Annotated in this window: 10 protein-coding genes; all 10 read right to left on the reverse strand. The window is 67.8% G+C overall.

Annotated elements, in window-relative coordinates; translation table 11 throughout:
• Window positions 1-207 precede the first annotated feature (207 nt).
• A complete protein-coding gene (locus tag ACSZL9_RS18110; RefSeq protein WP_446666929.1) occupies window positions 208-2,040 on the reverse strand; it encodes an ABC-F family ATP-binding cassette domain-containing protein in 1,833 nt (610 codons plus the stop codon).
• A 33-nt stretch (window positions 2,041-2,073) separates the two neighbouring features.
• Window positions 2,074-3,003: a 4-(cytidine 5'-diphospho)-2-C-methyl-D-erythritol kinase gene (locus tag ACSZL9_RS18115; protein ID WP_446666930.1), complete on the reverse strand. Its 930-nt coding sequence runs from the start codon at window positions 3,001-3,003 to the stop codon at window positions 2,074-2,076.
• A 5-nt stretch (window positions 3,004-3,008) separates the two neighbouring features.
• Window positions 3,009-3,890: a 16S rRNA (adenine(1518)-N(6)/adenine(1519)-N(6))-dimethyltransferase RsmA gene (gene rsmA / locus ACSZL9_RS18120; protein WP_446666931.1), complete on the reverse strand. Its 882-nt coding sequence runs from the start codon at window positions 3,888-3,890 to the stop codon at window positions 3,009-3,011.
• 37 nt (window positions 3,891-3,927) lie between these two features.
• Window positions 3,928-4,518 (reverse strand): molybdenum cofactor guanylyltransferase, encoded by a 591-nt coding sequence (mobA, locus tag ACSZL9_RS18125; RefSeq protein WP_446666932.1) that lies wholly within the window; start codon window positions 4,516-4,518, stop codon window positions 3,928-3,930.
• A complete protein-coding gene (gene narI, locus ACSZL9_RS18130) occupies window positions 4,515-5,264 on the reverse strand; it encodes a respiratory nitrate reductase subunit gamma (protein WP_446666933.1) in 750 nt (249 codons plus the stop codon). The genes mobA and narI overlap by 4 nt, the downstream gene beginning before the upstream one ends.
• On the reverse strand, window positions 5,264-6,007 hold the full coding sequence (gene narJ / locus ACSZL9_RS18135) for a nitrate reductase molybdenum cofactor assembly chaperone (protein WP_446666934.1): 744 nt from the start codon (window positions 6,005-6,007) through the stop codon (window positions 5,264-5,266). The genes narI and narJ overlap by 1 nt, the downstream gene beginning before the upstream one ends.
• Entirely contained in the window at window positions 6,004-7,713 is a 1,710-nt protein-coding gene (gene narH / locus ACSZL9_RS18140; protein ID WP_446666935.1) for a nitrate reductase subunit beta, read from the reverse strand. The genes narJ and narH overlap by 4 nt, the downstream gene beginning before the upstream one ends.
• Window positions 7,714-7,735: 22 nt before the next feature.
• Window positions 7,736-11,419: a nitrate reductase subunit alpha gene (locus ACSZL9_RS18145; RefSeq protein WP_446666936.1), complete on the reverse strand. Its 3,684-nt coding sequence runs from the start codon at window positions 11,417-11,419 to the stop codon at window positions 7,736-7,738.
• Entirely contained in the window at window positions 11,416-12,708 is a 1,293-nt protein-coding gene (locus ACSZL9_RS18150; protein ID WP_446666937.1) for an MFS transporter, read from the reverse strand. Before ACSZL9_RS18150 ends, ACSZL9_RS18145 begins: the two co-directional genes overlap by 4 nt.
• 275 nt (window positions 12,709-12,983) lie before the next feature.
• Entirely contained in the window at window positions 12,984-13,898 is a 915-nt protein-coding gene (locus ACSZL9_RS18155) for a transglycosylase family protein (RefSeq protein ID WP_446666938.1), read from the reverse strand.
• Window positions 13,899-13,933 lie beyond the last annotated feature (35 nt).

The following is a 13,933-nucleotide window of genomic DNA, read 5'->3' on the forward strand; positions in this document are numbered from 1 at the left end:
ATGCCGACCCTGTCCCAGCTCTGGGTCAAGCAGTGAGCTGAGGCTGTCGGGAAGTCCGGCCTCGGCCAGGAGCACCTCTCCAAAGAGGTCCCCCAGGAGCCGGTGGCGCATTCGACCGCATCGTGAGGCCTATTTCTCCCCCTCACGGTCCGCCGTCGAAGGGCGCCACCGGCTCCGTGCGTTCTCCCGGCGATCTCACCGACGCCCTCACTCGGCGATCTCGCCGACCTCCAGCCAACGCTCCTCCAGCTCCTCGCGCTGGGTGTGTATGGCGCGCAACCGCCCGTCCAGCTCGGTGGCGCGAGCGGGATCGGTCGCAGCTTCGACCAGGGCGGCGTGCAGCTTCTCCTCCTGATCGGCCAGCTTGCCCAGCGTGCGCTCGATGCGGCCCATCTCCTTGCGTGCCTCGCGCTGCTCCGCCGCGCTGTATGACGCACCGCCCGTCGACACCGGATCGTCCGACAGAGGCGTTGCCGCAGACCGACTGCCGGACGACGACCGTGCAGCCGATTCCTTTGCCGCAGAGTGGAGTTCGAGGTATTGCTCGACACCACCGGGCAGGTCACGCAGCTTGCCGTCACCCAGCAGTGCGATCTGGCGGTCGCACATGCGCTCCAACAGGTAGCGGTCGTGCGACACCACCACGAGAGTGCCGGCCCAGCCGTCGAGCACGTCCTCCAGCGAAGTCAGCGTCTCAATGTCGAGGTCGTTGGTGGGCTCGTCGAGCAGCAACACGTTGGGCTCGGTCATCAGCAGCCGAAGGATCTGCAACCTGCGACGCTCACCACCGGACAGGTCTCCGACGCGCGTCTGCTGGCGCGGCCCGGAGAAGCCGAGCCGCTTGGCCAGCGACGACGCGGAGACCTCCTTGCCGTCGAGCATGATGTAGCTCTTGACCTCGGTGACCGCGTCGATGACCCGCATCCCGTCATACGCGTCGAGTTCGCGGACCTCCTGGGTCAGGAACGCCAGCTCCACGGTGCGGCCCTGCTTGCGCTTGCCGGCATCCAGCGGCCGGCTGCCGTCGATCGCCCGCAGCACGGTCGACTTGCCGGCGCCGTTGACGCCGACGATGCCGGTGCGCTCCCCCGGCGCGAGGCGCCAGGTCTGCTTGTCCAGCAGCTTGCGGTCGCCGACCTCGACGGTCGCGTCGATCAGGTCGATGACGTCCTTGCCGAGCCGGGTGGTCGCGAAGCGGACCAGCTCGACCTCGTCGCGCGGCTCGGGCTCGCCCTTGATCAGCTCGTTCGCCGCGTCGATGCGGAAGCGTGGCTTGGAGGTGCGCGCGGGCGGTCCGCGCCGCAACCAGGCGAGCTCCTTGCGCAGCAGGTTCTGCCGACGGTCCTCGGTCGCGGCGGCGATGCGGGCCCGTTCGTTCTTGGCGAGCACGAAGGCGGCATACCCGCCGTCGTACTGCTCGACCCGGCCGTCGATGACCTCCCAGGTGTGATCGGCGACTGCGTCGAGGAACCACCGGTCGTGGGTGATCGTCACGAACGCGTTGTCCGATCGTGCCCGGCGTCGCACGAGGTGCTCCGCCAGCCACTGCACGCCTTCGACGTCGAGATGGTTGGTCGGCTCGTCGAGCAGCAGCAGGTCGGGGTCGTCGATCAGCAACTGCGCCAACGCGATCCGCCGTCGCTCGCCACCGGACTTCGCACCGACCACCGCGTCCGGCCCGCCGACGGAGCTGAAGTCGACACCACCGAGCAGGCCGCCGAGCACGTCACGGATCCGCGGATCGCCCGCCCACTCGTGCTCGGCGCGATCACCCAGCACCGAATCCGCCACGGTCGCATCGGGATCCAGCCGGTCTTCCTGGCTGAGCATCCCGATCGTCAGCCCACCGACGCGCGTCACCCGGCCGCCGTCGACGGGTTGCGTCCCGGCGAGCACGCGCAACAGGGTCGACTTGCCGCCACCGTTGCGTCCGACGACACCGATGCGGTCGCCGGTGCCGACGCCGAGCGAGACTCCGTCGAGCACCTGGTTGGTCCCCAGGGCAAGCGAAATGCTCTCGGTGGCAAGGAGATTGGGCATCAGTCAACTATCGATCGAGTATGGCGGAACGGCTCAGCGGGGGCGCACGTCGTGCACGACGTGGGCTCCGTGCACGGGGCCGGTGGCAGTGACGACCTCGTCGCAGATGGTGCTCGCGGTGAGACCGACCATCAGGTCGAGTGCAGCGTTGTGGTCGGCGCACAGGAACGCCACCGTCGGCCCCGAGCCCGACACGATCGCTCCGAGGGCGCCGTTGTTCAGACCCAGGTTCATGGTGTCGGTCAGGCGAGGCATCAGCGAGCAGGCTGCGTCCTGCAGGTCGTTGTGCAGGTTGCCGGCCAGGGCGTCGACGTCACCGGCGCGCAGCGCGGCCATCAGTGCCGCGTTGGGCTCGGGCTCGGGGACGGGGTCCGTGCCCCGCAGTCGGTCGCACTCGGCATAGACCGCCGGCGTGGACAGCCCCTCGTGATGCAGCGCAAAGACCCATTCGAAGGATCCGCGGCTGAGCACGGGGACCAGATGCTCACCCCGGCCGGAGCCGATGGCGGTGCCGCCCTCCAGTGCGAAGGGCACGTCGCTGCCCAACTCGGCAGCCATGTCCTGCAGCTCCAGCGGGCTGAAGCCGGTCTCCCACAGCGCGTCGACGGCGACGAGGGCGGCTGCTGCGTCGGCGGAGCCACCCGCCATACCGCCTGCGACGGGGATGTTCTTGGCGACCTCGACGGCCAGTGCCTCGTCGGTGCCGACCCGCCGCGCGATGAACTGCGCGGCGCGCAACGCAAGGTTGGTCTCGTCATCCGGGACGGTGCCGGCACCCATGCCGGTCGTCGTGACCGACCACTTGTCGGCAGGCCGGACGGTGACGTGGTCGACCAGGTCCACAGCATGGAAAACCGTTGAGAGAGAGTGATATCCGTCGTCCTCGAGCGGCCCGATGCGCAGCTCGAGGTTGACCTTGGCCGGCACACGCGCGGTGACCGGGGTCGCGGACGTCACTTCCATGTCCGTCACCTTATGCGCTGGGCCGAAATTGCCGCGAACTGGTCGACCGTCAGCCGTTCTCCGCGCAACGACGGGTCGATCCCCGCCGCGCGCAGCATTCGCTCGGCCTCGGCGGCCGATCCGGCCCATCCGGCGAGCGCGGCGCGCAGCGTCTTGCGGCGGGCCGCGAAGGCTGCATCGATACACGCGAAGACGTCCTCGCGAGTGGCGGTCGTCGCCGGCGGCTCGCGCAGGGTCATCGACACCAGCCCGGAGTCGACCTTCGGCGCGGGCCAGAAGACGTTGCGGCCGACCCGATCGGCGAGCCGCACGTCGGCATACCAGGCGGCCTTGACGCTGGGAACCCCGTAGATCTTGCTGCCCGGTGTCGCGGCAAGGCGCTCGGCAACCTCCAGCTGCACCATCACCAGCACCCGCCGCAGCGACGGGAAGCGCTCGAGAAAGGACAGCACGACCGGCACCGCGACGTTGTAGGGCAGGTTGGCGACGAGAGCCACCGGCTGCGGGTCGGGCAGCTCGGTCAACGTCATCGCGTCCTGCTCGATCACGCGCAGCCGATCCGCCAGATGTGGCGCGAGCTCGGCAACGGTGAGCGGCAGCCGCTCGGCGAGCCGGGCGTCGATCTCCACGGCCGTGACCCGACTCGCGGCTTCCAGCAGCGGCAACGTCAGCGACCCGAGCCCCGGACCCACCTCGACAACGCTCTCGCCGGGCCCCACGCCCGCGAGCCGGACGATCTTGCGGACGGTATTGGGGTCGATGACGAAATTCTGGCCCCACTGCTTGGCGGGCCGCAGCTCCAGCTGCTCCGCCAGTGCGCGCACCCGCGGCGCAGTCAGCAACGTCGCGGCATCGGCGGGGTCGGCAGGGTCGGCAGGGTCGGTCACGCGCCCGACACTAGCCGTTGCGTCGCGACCGCCGGTGTCAGCCGGCACCGAGGGTGCGCGTCCACTGCTCGTGGTCAGCCCAGGTGTCGACGTCGCGCCATACCTCCTCGGGTGCAGTGACCGGGGTCAGGTCCAGCTCCGCCAGCAGGGCGCGCATCGACCGGTCGGTCGGGTCGCCGAGGCGCTCGGCGGCGTCATACAGCGCGATGGAGCGGTAGCGGCCGAGCAGCCACTGCAGGCGGCCGTCCGGCTCGGTCAGGACCACACCATCACTCTCGCCCGGGTCCGCATCCGCGAGCAGTTGTATGGCGCACCCCGCGCCCGGCAGGTCGCACGCCAGGACGTAGGTCCACTCGGCCTGCTCCTCGACGGCGCGCAGGCCGGCGACCGTCGCGGCAGCCGGACCGCTGCCCGGCGGGTCCTCGACGACGCGGACCGCACGCGCCGGGATCTCGCCTGCGGCGGTGTCGCCGACCACGACCAGTGTCCGCGCGTCCGCGACCGCCTCCAGCGGCCGAGACACCAGCGACCGGCCGGCGAGCTCCACCGCGGCCTTGTCCACTCCGCCCAGCCGTGACCCGGCACCGCCGACGAGCACGATCGCGTCAAAGCTGAGCGGAGCACTCACTTCTTCTCCAGCGTCGGCTTGTCCCAACCGCGTTGCGGCGCACGCGAACCCGTGCCCGCACCCGGACGCTCGTCGCGCGAGCGGTAGACGATGTAGGGCCGGGTGAGATAGCCGACCGGCGCGCTGAAGACGTGCACCAGTCGGGTGAACGGCCACAGTGCGAAGAGCGCCATCGCGACCAGCGCGTGCAGCTGGAAGCTCAGCGGCGCGTCCGCCATCAGGTCGGCGTCGGGGTTGAAGGTCCAGATGCCGCGGAACCAGGGACTGACGCCGGTGCGGTAGTTGTAGTCCCCACCGACGTGGAAAAGCCCGGATGCCAAGGTGTTCCAGACCCCCAGCACGATCGCGGCGCCGAGGAAGACATACATCACCTTGTCCATGTTGGTGGTCGCCGAGAAGACCGGGCCGGTGACGCGACGCCGGTAGACCAGGATGACCAGCCCGGCGAGCGCGATCAGGCCGGCCGGGATGCCGCCGGCCAGCGCGATGATGTGGTAGCCGTGCTCGGAGATGCCCAGCGCGTCGGTCCAGACCTTCGGGATCACCAATCCGATGATGTGCCCACCGAGAACTCCCAGCATGCCGAAGTGGAACATCGGGCTGCCCCAGCGCAGCAGGTTGTTCTCGTAGAGCTGCGAGCTGCGGGTGGTCCAGCCGAACTTGTCGTAGCGGTAGCGCCAGAAGTGCCCGACGATGAACACCGCGAACACCACGTAAGGCACGATCACCCAGAGGAAGAGAGCCATCAGCGCACTCCTTGTGACGGTGGGCCGAATTCGACTGGAACCGGACGTGGCCCAGCAGGGGATTCGGGACGGGGGTTGAGTCGCGGGTCGATGCTGTATGGCGAGCTGTCGATGCCCACGTCCTCGCTCGGCGGGCCCGCCGCGATCAACTGCTGCAGCGCCACTTCGTCATCCGCACCGAGCGACGGGAGCGTCTCCCGTAGTGCGTCGACCACTGGCAACCAACGGGATTCGCGCTTGCCGAGCGCCGCGTGCAGCAACTCGATCCCGACCCGGTGTGCGTTGAGCAGCTTCCAGGCGGCCGCCCGGTCGGTGAATGCGCCGAACTCCAGCAGCACCGGCAGGAAGTCGGGCAACTCGCTGCTCTCCTCGGCCAGCTCGACCCCAGCATGACGGTAGGCCTGCTTGAACTCCACCAGCTCGACGCCACGGCGCCGGGTGTCACCGCTGCTGAAGTAGGTCAGGTGCAGACTGCACTTGCGGGTGACGTCGAAGGTGTCGACGTAGTCGGCCTGCAGGTCCGGCAGCGGCAATCCTTCGGCGTCGTCCAGGTAGGCAGTCAGCCGACCACCGAGCTGCGGTGGCAACTGGGTGGCCACCTCGCGGACGGCGGGAAACTGTTGTGCCGCAACCTCGTCCGGGTAGGCCAGCAGCAACGACACGGCCTGCCAGGTCGCGGCGAGCACGTCGTCCGGGAGCTCGGCGGTGCTTCGGCGGTGGCGGCCCCAGCGCAGGGTTTTCATGACAGCGACCCGTCGTCGGGACCTCGAGACGCTCCCCCGCTGCGCTCCTCCGCTCCTCGGCCACCTCTGTCGGGGAAGAGGCCTTCCGGCATACCGCGGCCGTCCCAGTTGAGCAGGTTGACCCGGCCGTGTTTCGATCCGCCGCCGACCAGGGTGTCGTGGTCGGAGGTCTGCCGCTCCTTGAGCATGTTGAAGTTCTCGATGGCCACCGGGGTGAGTGCGCCCTGCCCCGAGCCTTCACCGAACGGCGAGTCGTTGTCGTAGGCGCTGACCGCGCACTCGGTCGCCAATTCCTCCAAACCGTGCGCCTGCTCGGCATGCGCGGTCGGTATGACGTAGCGCTCGTCGTACTTCGCGATCGCCATCAGCCGGAACATCTCGTACATGTCCTCGGCCGACATGCCGACCGATGCGGCGATCTCCTCGTTGGGATCACCGCCGAGGTTGATGTCGCGCATGAAAGAGCGCATCGCGGCCATCTTCTTCAGCACCCGGTCGACCGTCGGCACGTGGCCGGCGGTGAACAGGTTGGCCAGGTATTCGACCGGGATCCGCAGGGTGTCGATCGCCGCGAAAAGGTTGTGCTGGTCCTCGGCGTCGTAGCCGGTCTCCTTGATCACATCGACGACCGGGGACAGCGGCGGGATGTACCAAACCATCGGCATGGTGCGGTATTCCGGGTGCAACGGCAGTGCCACCCGGTAGTCCATGATCAGCCGCCGCACCGGTGACTTCTTGGCCGCCTCGATCCAGTCACCGGGGATGCCGTCCCGCTCCGCGGCGCGTTGCACCTCGGGGTCGAAGGGGTCCAGGAAGCAGCTCACCTGCGACTCGTAGAGGTCCTGGTCGTCCTCCACCGACGCGGCCTCGAGGACGCGGTCGGCGTCATACAGCATGATGCCGATGTAACGCAGCCGCCCGACACAGGTCTCCGCGCACACGGTCGGGATGCCGACCTCGATGCGCGGATAGCAGAACGTGCACTTCTCGGCCTTGCCGGTCTTGTGGTTGAAATAGACCTTCTTGTAAGGACATCCGCTGATGCACATGCGCCAGCCGCGGCACTTGTCCTGATCGACCAGGACGATGCCGTCCTCCTCGCGCTTGTAGATCGCCCCGCTCGGGCAGGACGCCGCGCACGCCGGGTTGAGGCAGTGCTCGCAGATCCGCGGCAGGTAGAACATGAAGGTCTGGTCGAACTCGAACTTCACCTTGTCCTCGATGCCCTTGAGCATCGGGTCCTTGACGGCGTGTTCACCGGAGCCGCCGAGGTCGTCGTCCCAGTTGCCCGACCACTCGACGTTCATCGGCTTGCCGGACAGCAGCGAATACGGCCGCGCGACAGGGTAATTCTTGGTGACCGGTGACTCCAGCAGCGTCTCGTAGTCGTAGCTCCACGGCTCGTAGTAGTCGCCGATGCTCGGCAGCTTCGGGTTGCTGAAGATACTGGCCAGCTTCTTCAGCCGGTTGCCCGACTTCAGCGTGAGCCGGCCGTTCTCCAGCCGCTTCCAGCCGCCCTTCCACTTCTCCTGGTCCTGCCAGGTGCGCGGGTAGCCGAGGCCGGGCCGGGTCTCGACGTTGTTGAACCAGACGTATTCCATCCCGGCCCGGTTGGTCCACGCCTGCTTGCAGGTGACCGAGCAGGTGTGGCAGCCGATGCACTTGTCGAGGTTCATCACCATCGACATCTGCGCCATGACCTTCATGTCCGAAAACCCCTTTCCCTGCTCAGTATTCGACCGGAGTCGTCCGCTTACGGATCATCGTGACCTCGTCGCGGTTGCTGCCCGTGGGGCCGATGTAGTTGAAGAAGTACGACAGCTGCGCATAACCGCCGATCATGTGACTCGGCTTCATCATGATGCGGGTCATCGAGTTGTGTATGCCGCCGCGCTTCTTGTCCCGCTGGGTCAGCGGCACGTCGATCAGCCGGTCCTGCGCGTGATGCATATAGACCGTGCCCTCCGGCATCCGGTGCGACACGATCGCCCGGCAGGCGACGACGCCGTTGCGGTTGACCATCTCCACCCAGTCGTTGTCGCCGATGCCGACCTTGGCGGCGTCCTTGTCGGAGATCCAGACCGTCTGACCGCCGCGGGACAGCGAGAGCATGAAGAGGTTGTCCTGATATTCGGAGTGGATCGACCACTTGTTGTGCGGGGTCAAATACCGCACGGACACACCCAATTCGCCGGTCTCGCCGACCTGCGCCTCACCGAAGAGCCGGGTCATGTCCAGCGGCGGACGGTAGGTCGGCATGGCCTCCCCCATCCGCAGCATCCAGTCGTGGTCGAGGTAGAAGTGCTGCCGCCCGGTGAGGGTGTGAAAGGGCTTGAGCCGCTCGATGTTCTGCGTGAACGGACTGTAGCGACGCCCGCCGGTCTCCGACCCCGACCACTCGGGGGTGGTGATCACCGGTTGCGGGGCTTGCTGGGTGTCGGCGAATGTGATGCGCCTGCCTTCACTCTCGGCCGCGAGGTCGTGCATCTGGTGACCGGTCCGCTGCTCCTGGGTGCGGAAGCCCTGCGTTGCCAGGCGCCCGTTGGTCGCGCCGGACAGCGTCAGGATCATCTGTGCCACGTGCACGTCGGTGTCCAGCCGCGGTCGCCCGGCGGCCGGGCCGGTCGAGACCACACCGTGCTCGTGCCGCAGGATCTCCAGCTCCTCGGCCACGTCATAGGTGACGCCCTTGCAGCTGGTGCCGAGGGTGTCCAGCAGCGGACCGATCGACGTCAGCTTGTCGTAGACCGCGGTGTAGTCGCGCTCGACCGGGATCAGCGCCGGCATCGTCCTGCCCGGCACCGGCTCGCACTCGCCGAGCTTCCAGTCGCGGACCACCCCGTGCGGTGTCGCCATCGCGTCGGGGGTGTCGTGCCAGAGGGGCTTCGCCACGAGGTCGGTGCGCGTGCCCAGATGGTCGACTGCCAACTCGGAGAAGCGTTTTGCGATCTCCTTCCACGCGTCCCAGTCGGTCCTGCTCTGCCACGGCGGCGCGATCGCCGGGTTGAACGAGTGGATGAAGGGGTGCATGTCGGTGGTGTTGATGTCGTGCTTCTCGTACCACGTCGCAGCCGGGAGCACGATGTCGGAGAAGAGTGTGGAGCTGGTCATCCGGAAGTCGATCGTCATCAGCAGGTCGAGCTTGCCGTCGACGATCTCGTCGGCCCACTCGATGTCGCGCGGGCGCTGCTCCGGCGGTGCCTGGGACGCGGTCACCGCGCCCTCGGCACCCAGCAGGTGCTTGAGGAAGTATTCGTCGCCCTTCGCGCTGGAGCCGAGCAGGTTGGAGCGCCACAGCGTCAGCACCCGCGGGAAGTTCTCCGGGTTCTCCGGCTCCTCCAGCGCGAACTTCAGCTCGCCGGACTGCAGCTTGTCGACGACCCAGTCCTTGACGTCCACGCCGTCGGCGGCGGCCAGCTCCGGGATCTCGATCGAGCTCCTGTCGAACGTGGGATAGGTTGGCGCCCAACCCATTCGGGCGGATTTGAGCAGCAGGTCCATGATGGTCTGCTCCGGAAACGCACCCATCCCTGCGCCGACCGTATCGGCCAGGAACGTGTCGTAGCGGTATTGCCCGGTGTGGACATACCAGTAAGCCGTCTGGTTCATGTGCCGCGGCGGCCGCGACCAGTCCAGCGCGAACGCGGCGTTCTGGAAGCCCATCAACGGCCGGACCTTCTCCTGCCCGACGTAGTGCGCCCAGCCACCCCCGTTACGACCCTGGCATCCGGTGATCGTCGTGAGCATCAGCATCGCCCGGTAGATCAGGTCCGAGTGATACCAGTGGTTGGTCCCCGCACCCATAAGGATCATCGAACGCCCTTGTGTGTCACGGGAATTGCGCGCGAACTCGCGGGCAATCCGGGCGCACGCCTCTGCCGGGACGGAGGTGATCGTCTCCTGCCAGGCCGGTGTGTATGGCGCTGCCGGGTCGTCATACCCTTGCGGCCACACGCCCGGCAGGCCAGGTCGGCCGACGCCGTACTGCGCCAACATCAGATCGAAAACCGTTGTGACAACGTGTTTTCCGACCCGCAGGACCGGGACACCGCGCTCCTCCCGGACGGCTTGCCCGTCGGGCGCGTCGAACCGCGGAAGGCGCACCGCGACGGACTCACCGCCCTCGGACCAGAGGCTCAGCCGCGGTTGCAGATCTCCCAGGTCGAGGTTCCACTTGCCGAAGCCCTCGTCGCCGAAACGGTCGCCGAGGGTGCCGTTCGGCACCACCGGCGCACCGGCTGCCTCGTCGAAGACCACCGGCTTGAAGAGCGCGTTCTCGCTTGCCTGCGCAGGGTTTTCGAAGTCTGCTGCGACGAGGTTCTTGCCCGGCAGCCAACTGCCGTCCTCTTGCTGTTCGACAGTGATCAAGAAGGGCAGGTCGGTGAAATGCTTGACGTAATCGTCGAAGTAGTCGACCTGGTTGTCGACGAAGAACTCCTTGAGCACGACGTGCCCCATCGCCATCGCGAGCGCCGCGTCGGTGCCCGGTGCCGGTGCCAGCCACTCGTCGGCGAATTTCACGTTCTCCGCGTAGTCGGGGCTCATCACCACGACCTTCTGCCCGCGGTAGCGCGCCTCGGTCATCCAGTGCGCGTCCGGTGTGCGGGTCAGCGGCACGTTGGTGCCCCACATGATCAGGTAGCCGGCGTCCCACCAGTCACCGGACTCGGGCACGTCGGTCTGGTCGCCGAAGATCTGCGGGCTGGCGACCGGCAGGTCGGCATACCAGTCGTAGAAGCTGAGCATCGGCGCGCCGATCAGCTCGTTGAAGCGCGCACCCGAGGCATAACTCACCTGGGACATGGCCGGGATCGGCGAGAAGCCCGCAATGCGATCCGGCCCGAAGCGCTTGATGGTGTAGACGTGCGCTGCCGCGATCATCTCGACCGCGTCCGCCCAGGACGCACGCACCAGCCCACCCTTACCGCGGGCTTTCTTGTAACGAGAAGCCCTTTCGGGATCCTGCACGATCGACGCCCACGCGACCACGGGGTCGCCGAACTGCGCCTTCGCCTCCTGGAACATCGTCAACAGCGTCGCCCGCACATAGGGATAACGGACGCGGGTCGGCGAGTAGGTGTACCAACTGAATGCCGCACCGCGGGGACAGCCGCGCGGCTCGTACTCCGGCTTGTCCGCGCCCGTCGTCGGGTAGTCGGTCTGCTGCGCCTCCCAGGTGATGATCCCGTCCTTGACGTAGACCTTCCACGAGCACGAGCCGGTGCAGTTGACGCCGTGGGTCGATCGCACGACCTTGTCGTGACTCCACCGGTCGCGGTAGAAGGAGTCGCCCTGGCGGCCGCCCTCGGCATACATCGACCGTCTGTCCTCGGAAACCTTCGCCCGGGTGAAGAATCGCCGGGTGCCCACCAGTGCGCTGGCGAGTGGACTGTCCAGACCAGTGGTGGTCATGCCGAAACCTCCTGTGCGGTCGAGCGGGTAAGCGCGGTGCGGCGCACCACGGTGAGCGTGAGCAGCAGCGTGAGTGCTGAGCAGATGGCCAGCAGCCACATGCCGACGGCATACGAGCTGGTCTCGCTGTAGATGTAGGCCATCACCAGCGGTGGCACGAAACCGCCGAGACCGCCTGCGGCGCCGACCAATCCGGTGACGCCGCCGACTCGTGCCGGGTCGGTCGCCTCGGCGATGAGTGCGAACGTCGCACCGGATGCAGCACCGAGGGCGGCGGCCATCACCAGGAAGACGGGAGTGCCGAAGCCGCGCAGTGGCGGCTCGCCCGCCGCGATGGCCGCGCACACCGCCACCAGCGCGAAGCAAGCCGCCAGCACCCGCACCGAGCCGATCTTGTCGGCCAGCGTGCCGCCGACCGGGCGCATGATGACGGCGATGACGACGAAACCCGCCATCTTGTTCGCGGCATCGGCTGCGGAGAGTGCGTAGGCGTTCTTGAGGTAGAGCGGCAGGAACACCGAGAACGCGACGTAGCCGCCGAATCCGACGGTGTAGAGGACGCCGGCCTGCCAGGTTATGGGCAGCTTCGCGGTCGCGACCAGCCGCTGGACGAGCGGAGCGGAGGGTGCAACACGTCCGGGTGCGTCCCGCAGGACGAACCACGCGACGACGGCATAGACGGCCAGGGCGATCGCCACGATGACGAACGGCACCGACTGGCCGGCGCTCTTGAAGATCGCGACGGTGGTCAGCGCACTGATCGCCGTGCCACCCATGCCGGCGCCGAAGACGCCGACCGCCATACCGCGTTGCTCCGGCGGGAACCAGGCGTTGACGAACGGCACCCCGATGGCGAACGTCGTGCCGCCGATGCCCAGCAGCACCCCGAAGATCAGCAGCGCGACGAAGGAGTTGAGCGCGAAGAAGCCGATTGCCAGCACCGGGATGATGGTGATCGCGGAGACCAGCGGGAACATCGCGCGGCCGCCGTACTTGTCGGTCAGCGCGCCGACCGGGATCCGGCCGATCGAGCCGACGACGACCGGCACGGCGACCATCAGGCTGGCCTGGCTGGCGGACAGCGGCTGCCCGTCGGAGAACGGCAGATAGCTCAACTGCTTGTCGTATGCCGCTGCCGGGAGTTGCTCCTTGTCCGGGCTGAAGAGCGGGCCGAGCGGACTGACCAGTGCCCACGCCCAGAAGTTGATCGCGAAACCGATCGTGACGGTGACCAGTTGCAGCCAGGGGCCACCCGGCACCGGTCGTTGCTGGTGTGGCGTGGCAGTCATCCGAATCCTCGTTCAGCCCGTGTCGAACCGTTTCGTGAACCCTCACCGACAAACTACTACTGCACGTAGTAACTCGTCCATCGGTTCACGCAACTCATCGACCGGCACGACATCACCACGCGCTTCAACTGTATGGCGCCACAGCCGTCACAGGGTGGAATCGCCGGTTTCGACCGAGCGGCGCGGCGGCGCCATACACGACAACGGCCGGGCCGCCCGTCCCGAAGGACTGCGGCCCGGCCGTTGTTCAGGTGTTGCTCAGGTGTGACGGTGCGTCAGGCGGCACCGGCGCAACCCCACGGGCCGAGCCCGCGGGACGCGTAGACGTGGTTGGCGACGGTGATCTGCTCGGCGCGGCTGGCCAGGTCGGCACGCGGCGCGAAGCTGCCGCCGCCGGCGCCCAGCCAGGTGCCGATGTCGAACTGCAGTCCGCCGTAGTAACCGTTGCCGGTGTTGATGGACCAGTTGCCACCGGACTCGCACTGGGCGATGCGGTCCCACATGCCGGCGCGAGACAGGTCCAGCCCGGCGGTGGACTTGCTGGGTGCCTGCTTCGGGGCCTGCTTCGGCGTCTGCTTCGGGGTGCTCTTCGGCGTCGGCTTGGGGGTCGCCTTCTTGGTGCCGATCACGAGCACCTTGTCCACCGGCTGCTTGGTGACCACGCGCTTGACGAAGGTCGTGCGCTGCACGTTCTCTCCGGCCAGCTGCTGGCGCCACGTGACGGTGGCCTTGCCCGCGGCACCGGTGCGGTCGACGCGGACCTTGCCCTCGGCGAGGTTCGAGTCGTACTTGCGCACGGTCTCGAAGCCGACGTTCTCCGAGCTCGTCACCATCCGGGTGGTCAGCGTCGGGCGGGCCTCGTCACGCGAGACCTTCTTGGCAGTCGCGCGGTGGGTTGCCTTGCTGCTGTGGGTCGCGCTCGAGCTGCTCGAGGAGGGTGTGGCCTTCGTGCTGTGCGAGGCGCTCGCCGAGCTCGATGCGGAGCTACTCTGCGAGGTCAGCGCGGCGCTCTGCGCGCCGGTGGACGCACCGTCGTTGCAGGCGCTCAGTCCGAGCGCGGCAACCACGGTGGTCGCGGCGATGGCAGCGGTCTTGGTCAGGCGGTAATTCAACGTGTCTCCGATGTCGGGGGTGTCCCGGCGAGCGGCGAAGGCGCACGACATCCGGCAGCGGAATGGGCTGGGATCCATGCGGACGAGCCATGTGTTCTGGCTCGCCGGCTACG

The organism is Flexivirga sp. B27, assembly GCF_052905685.1.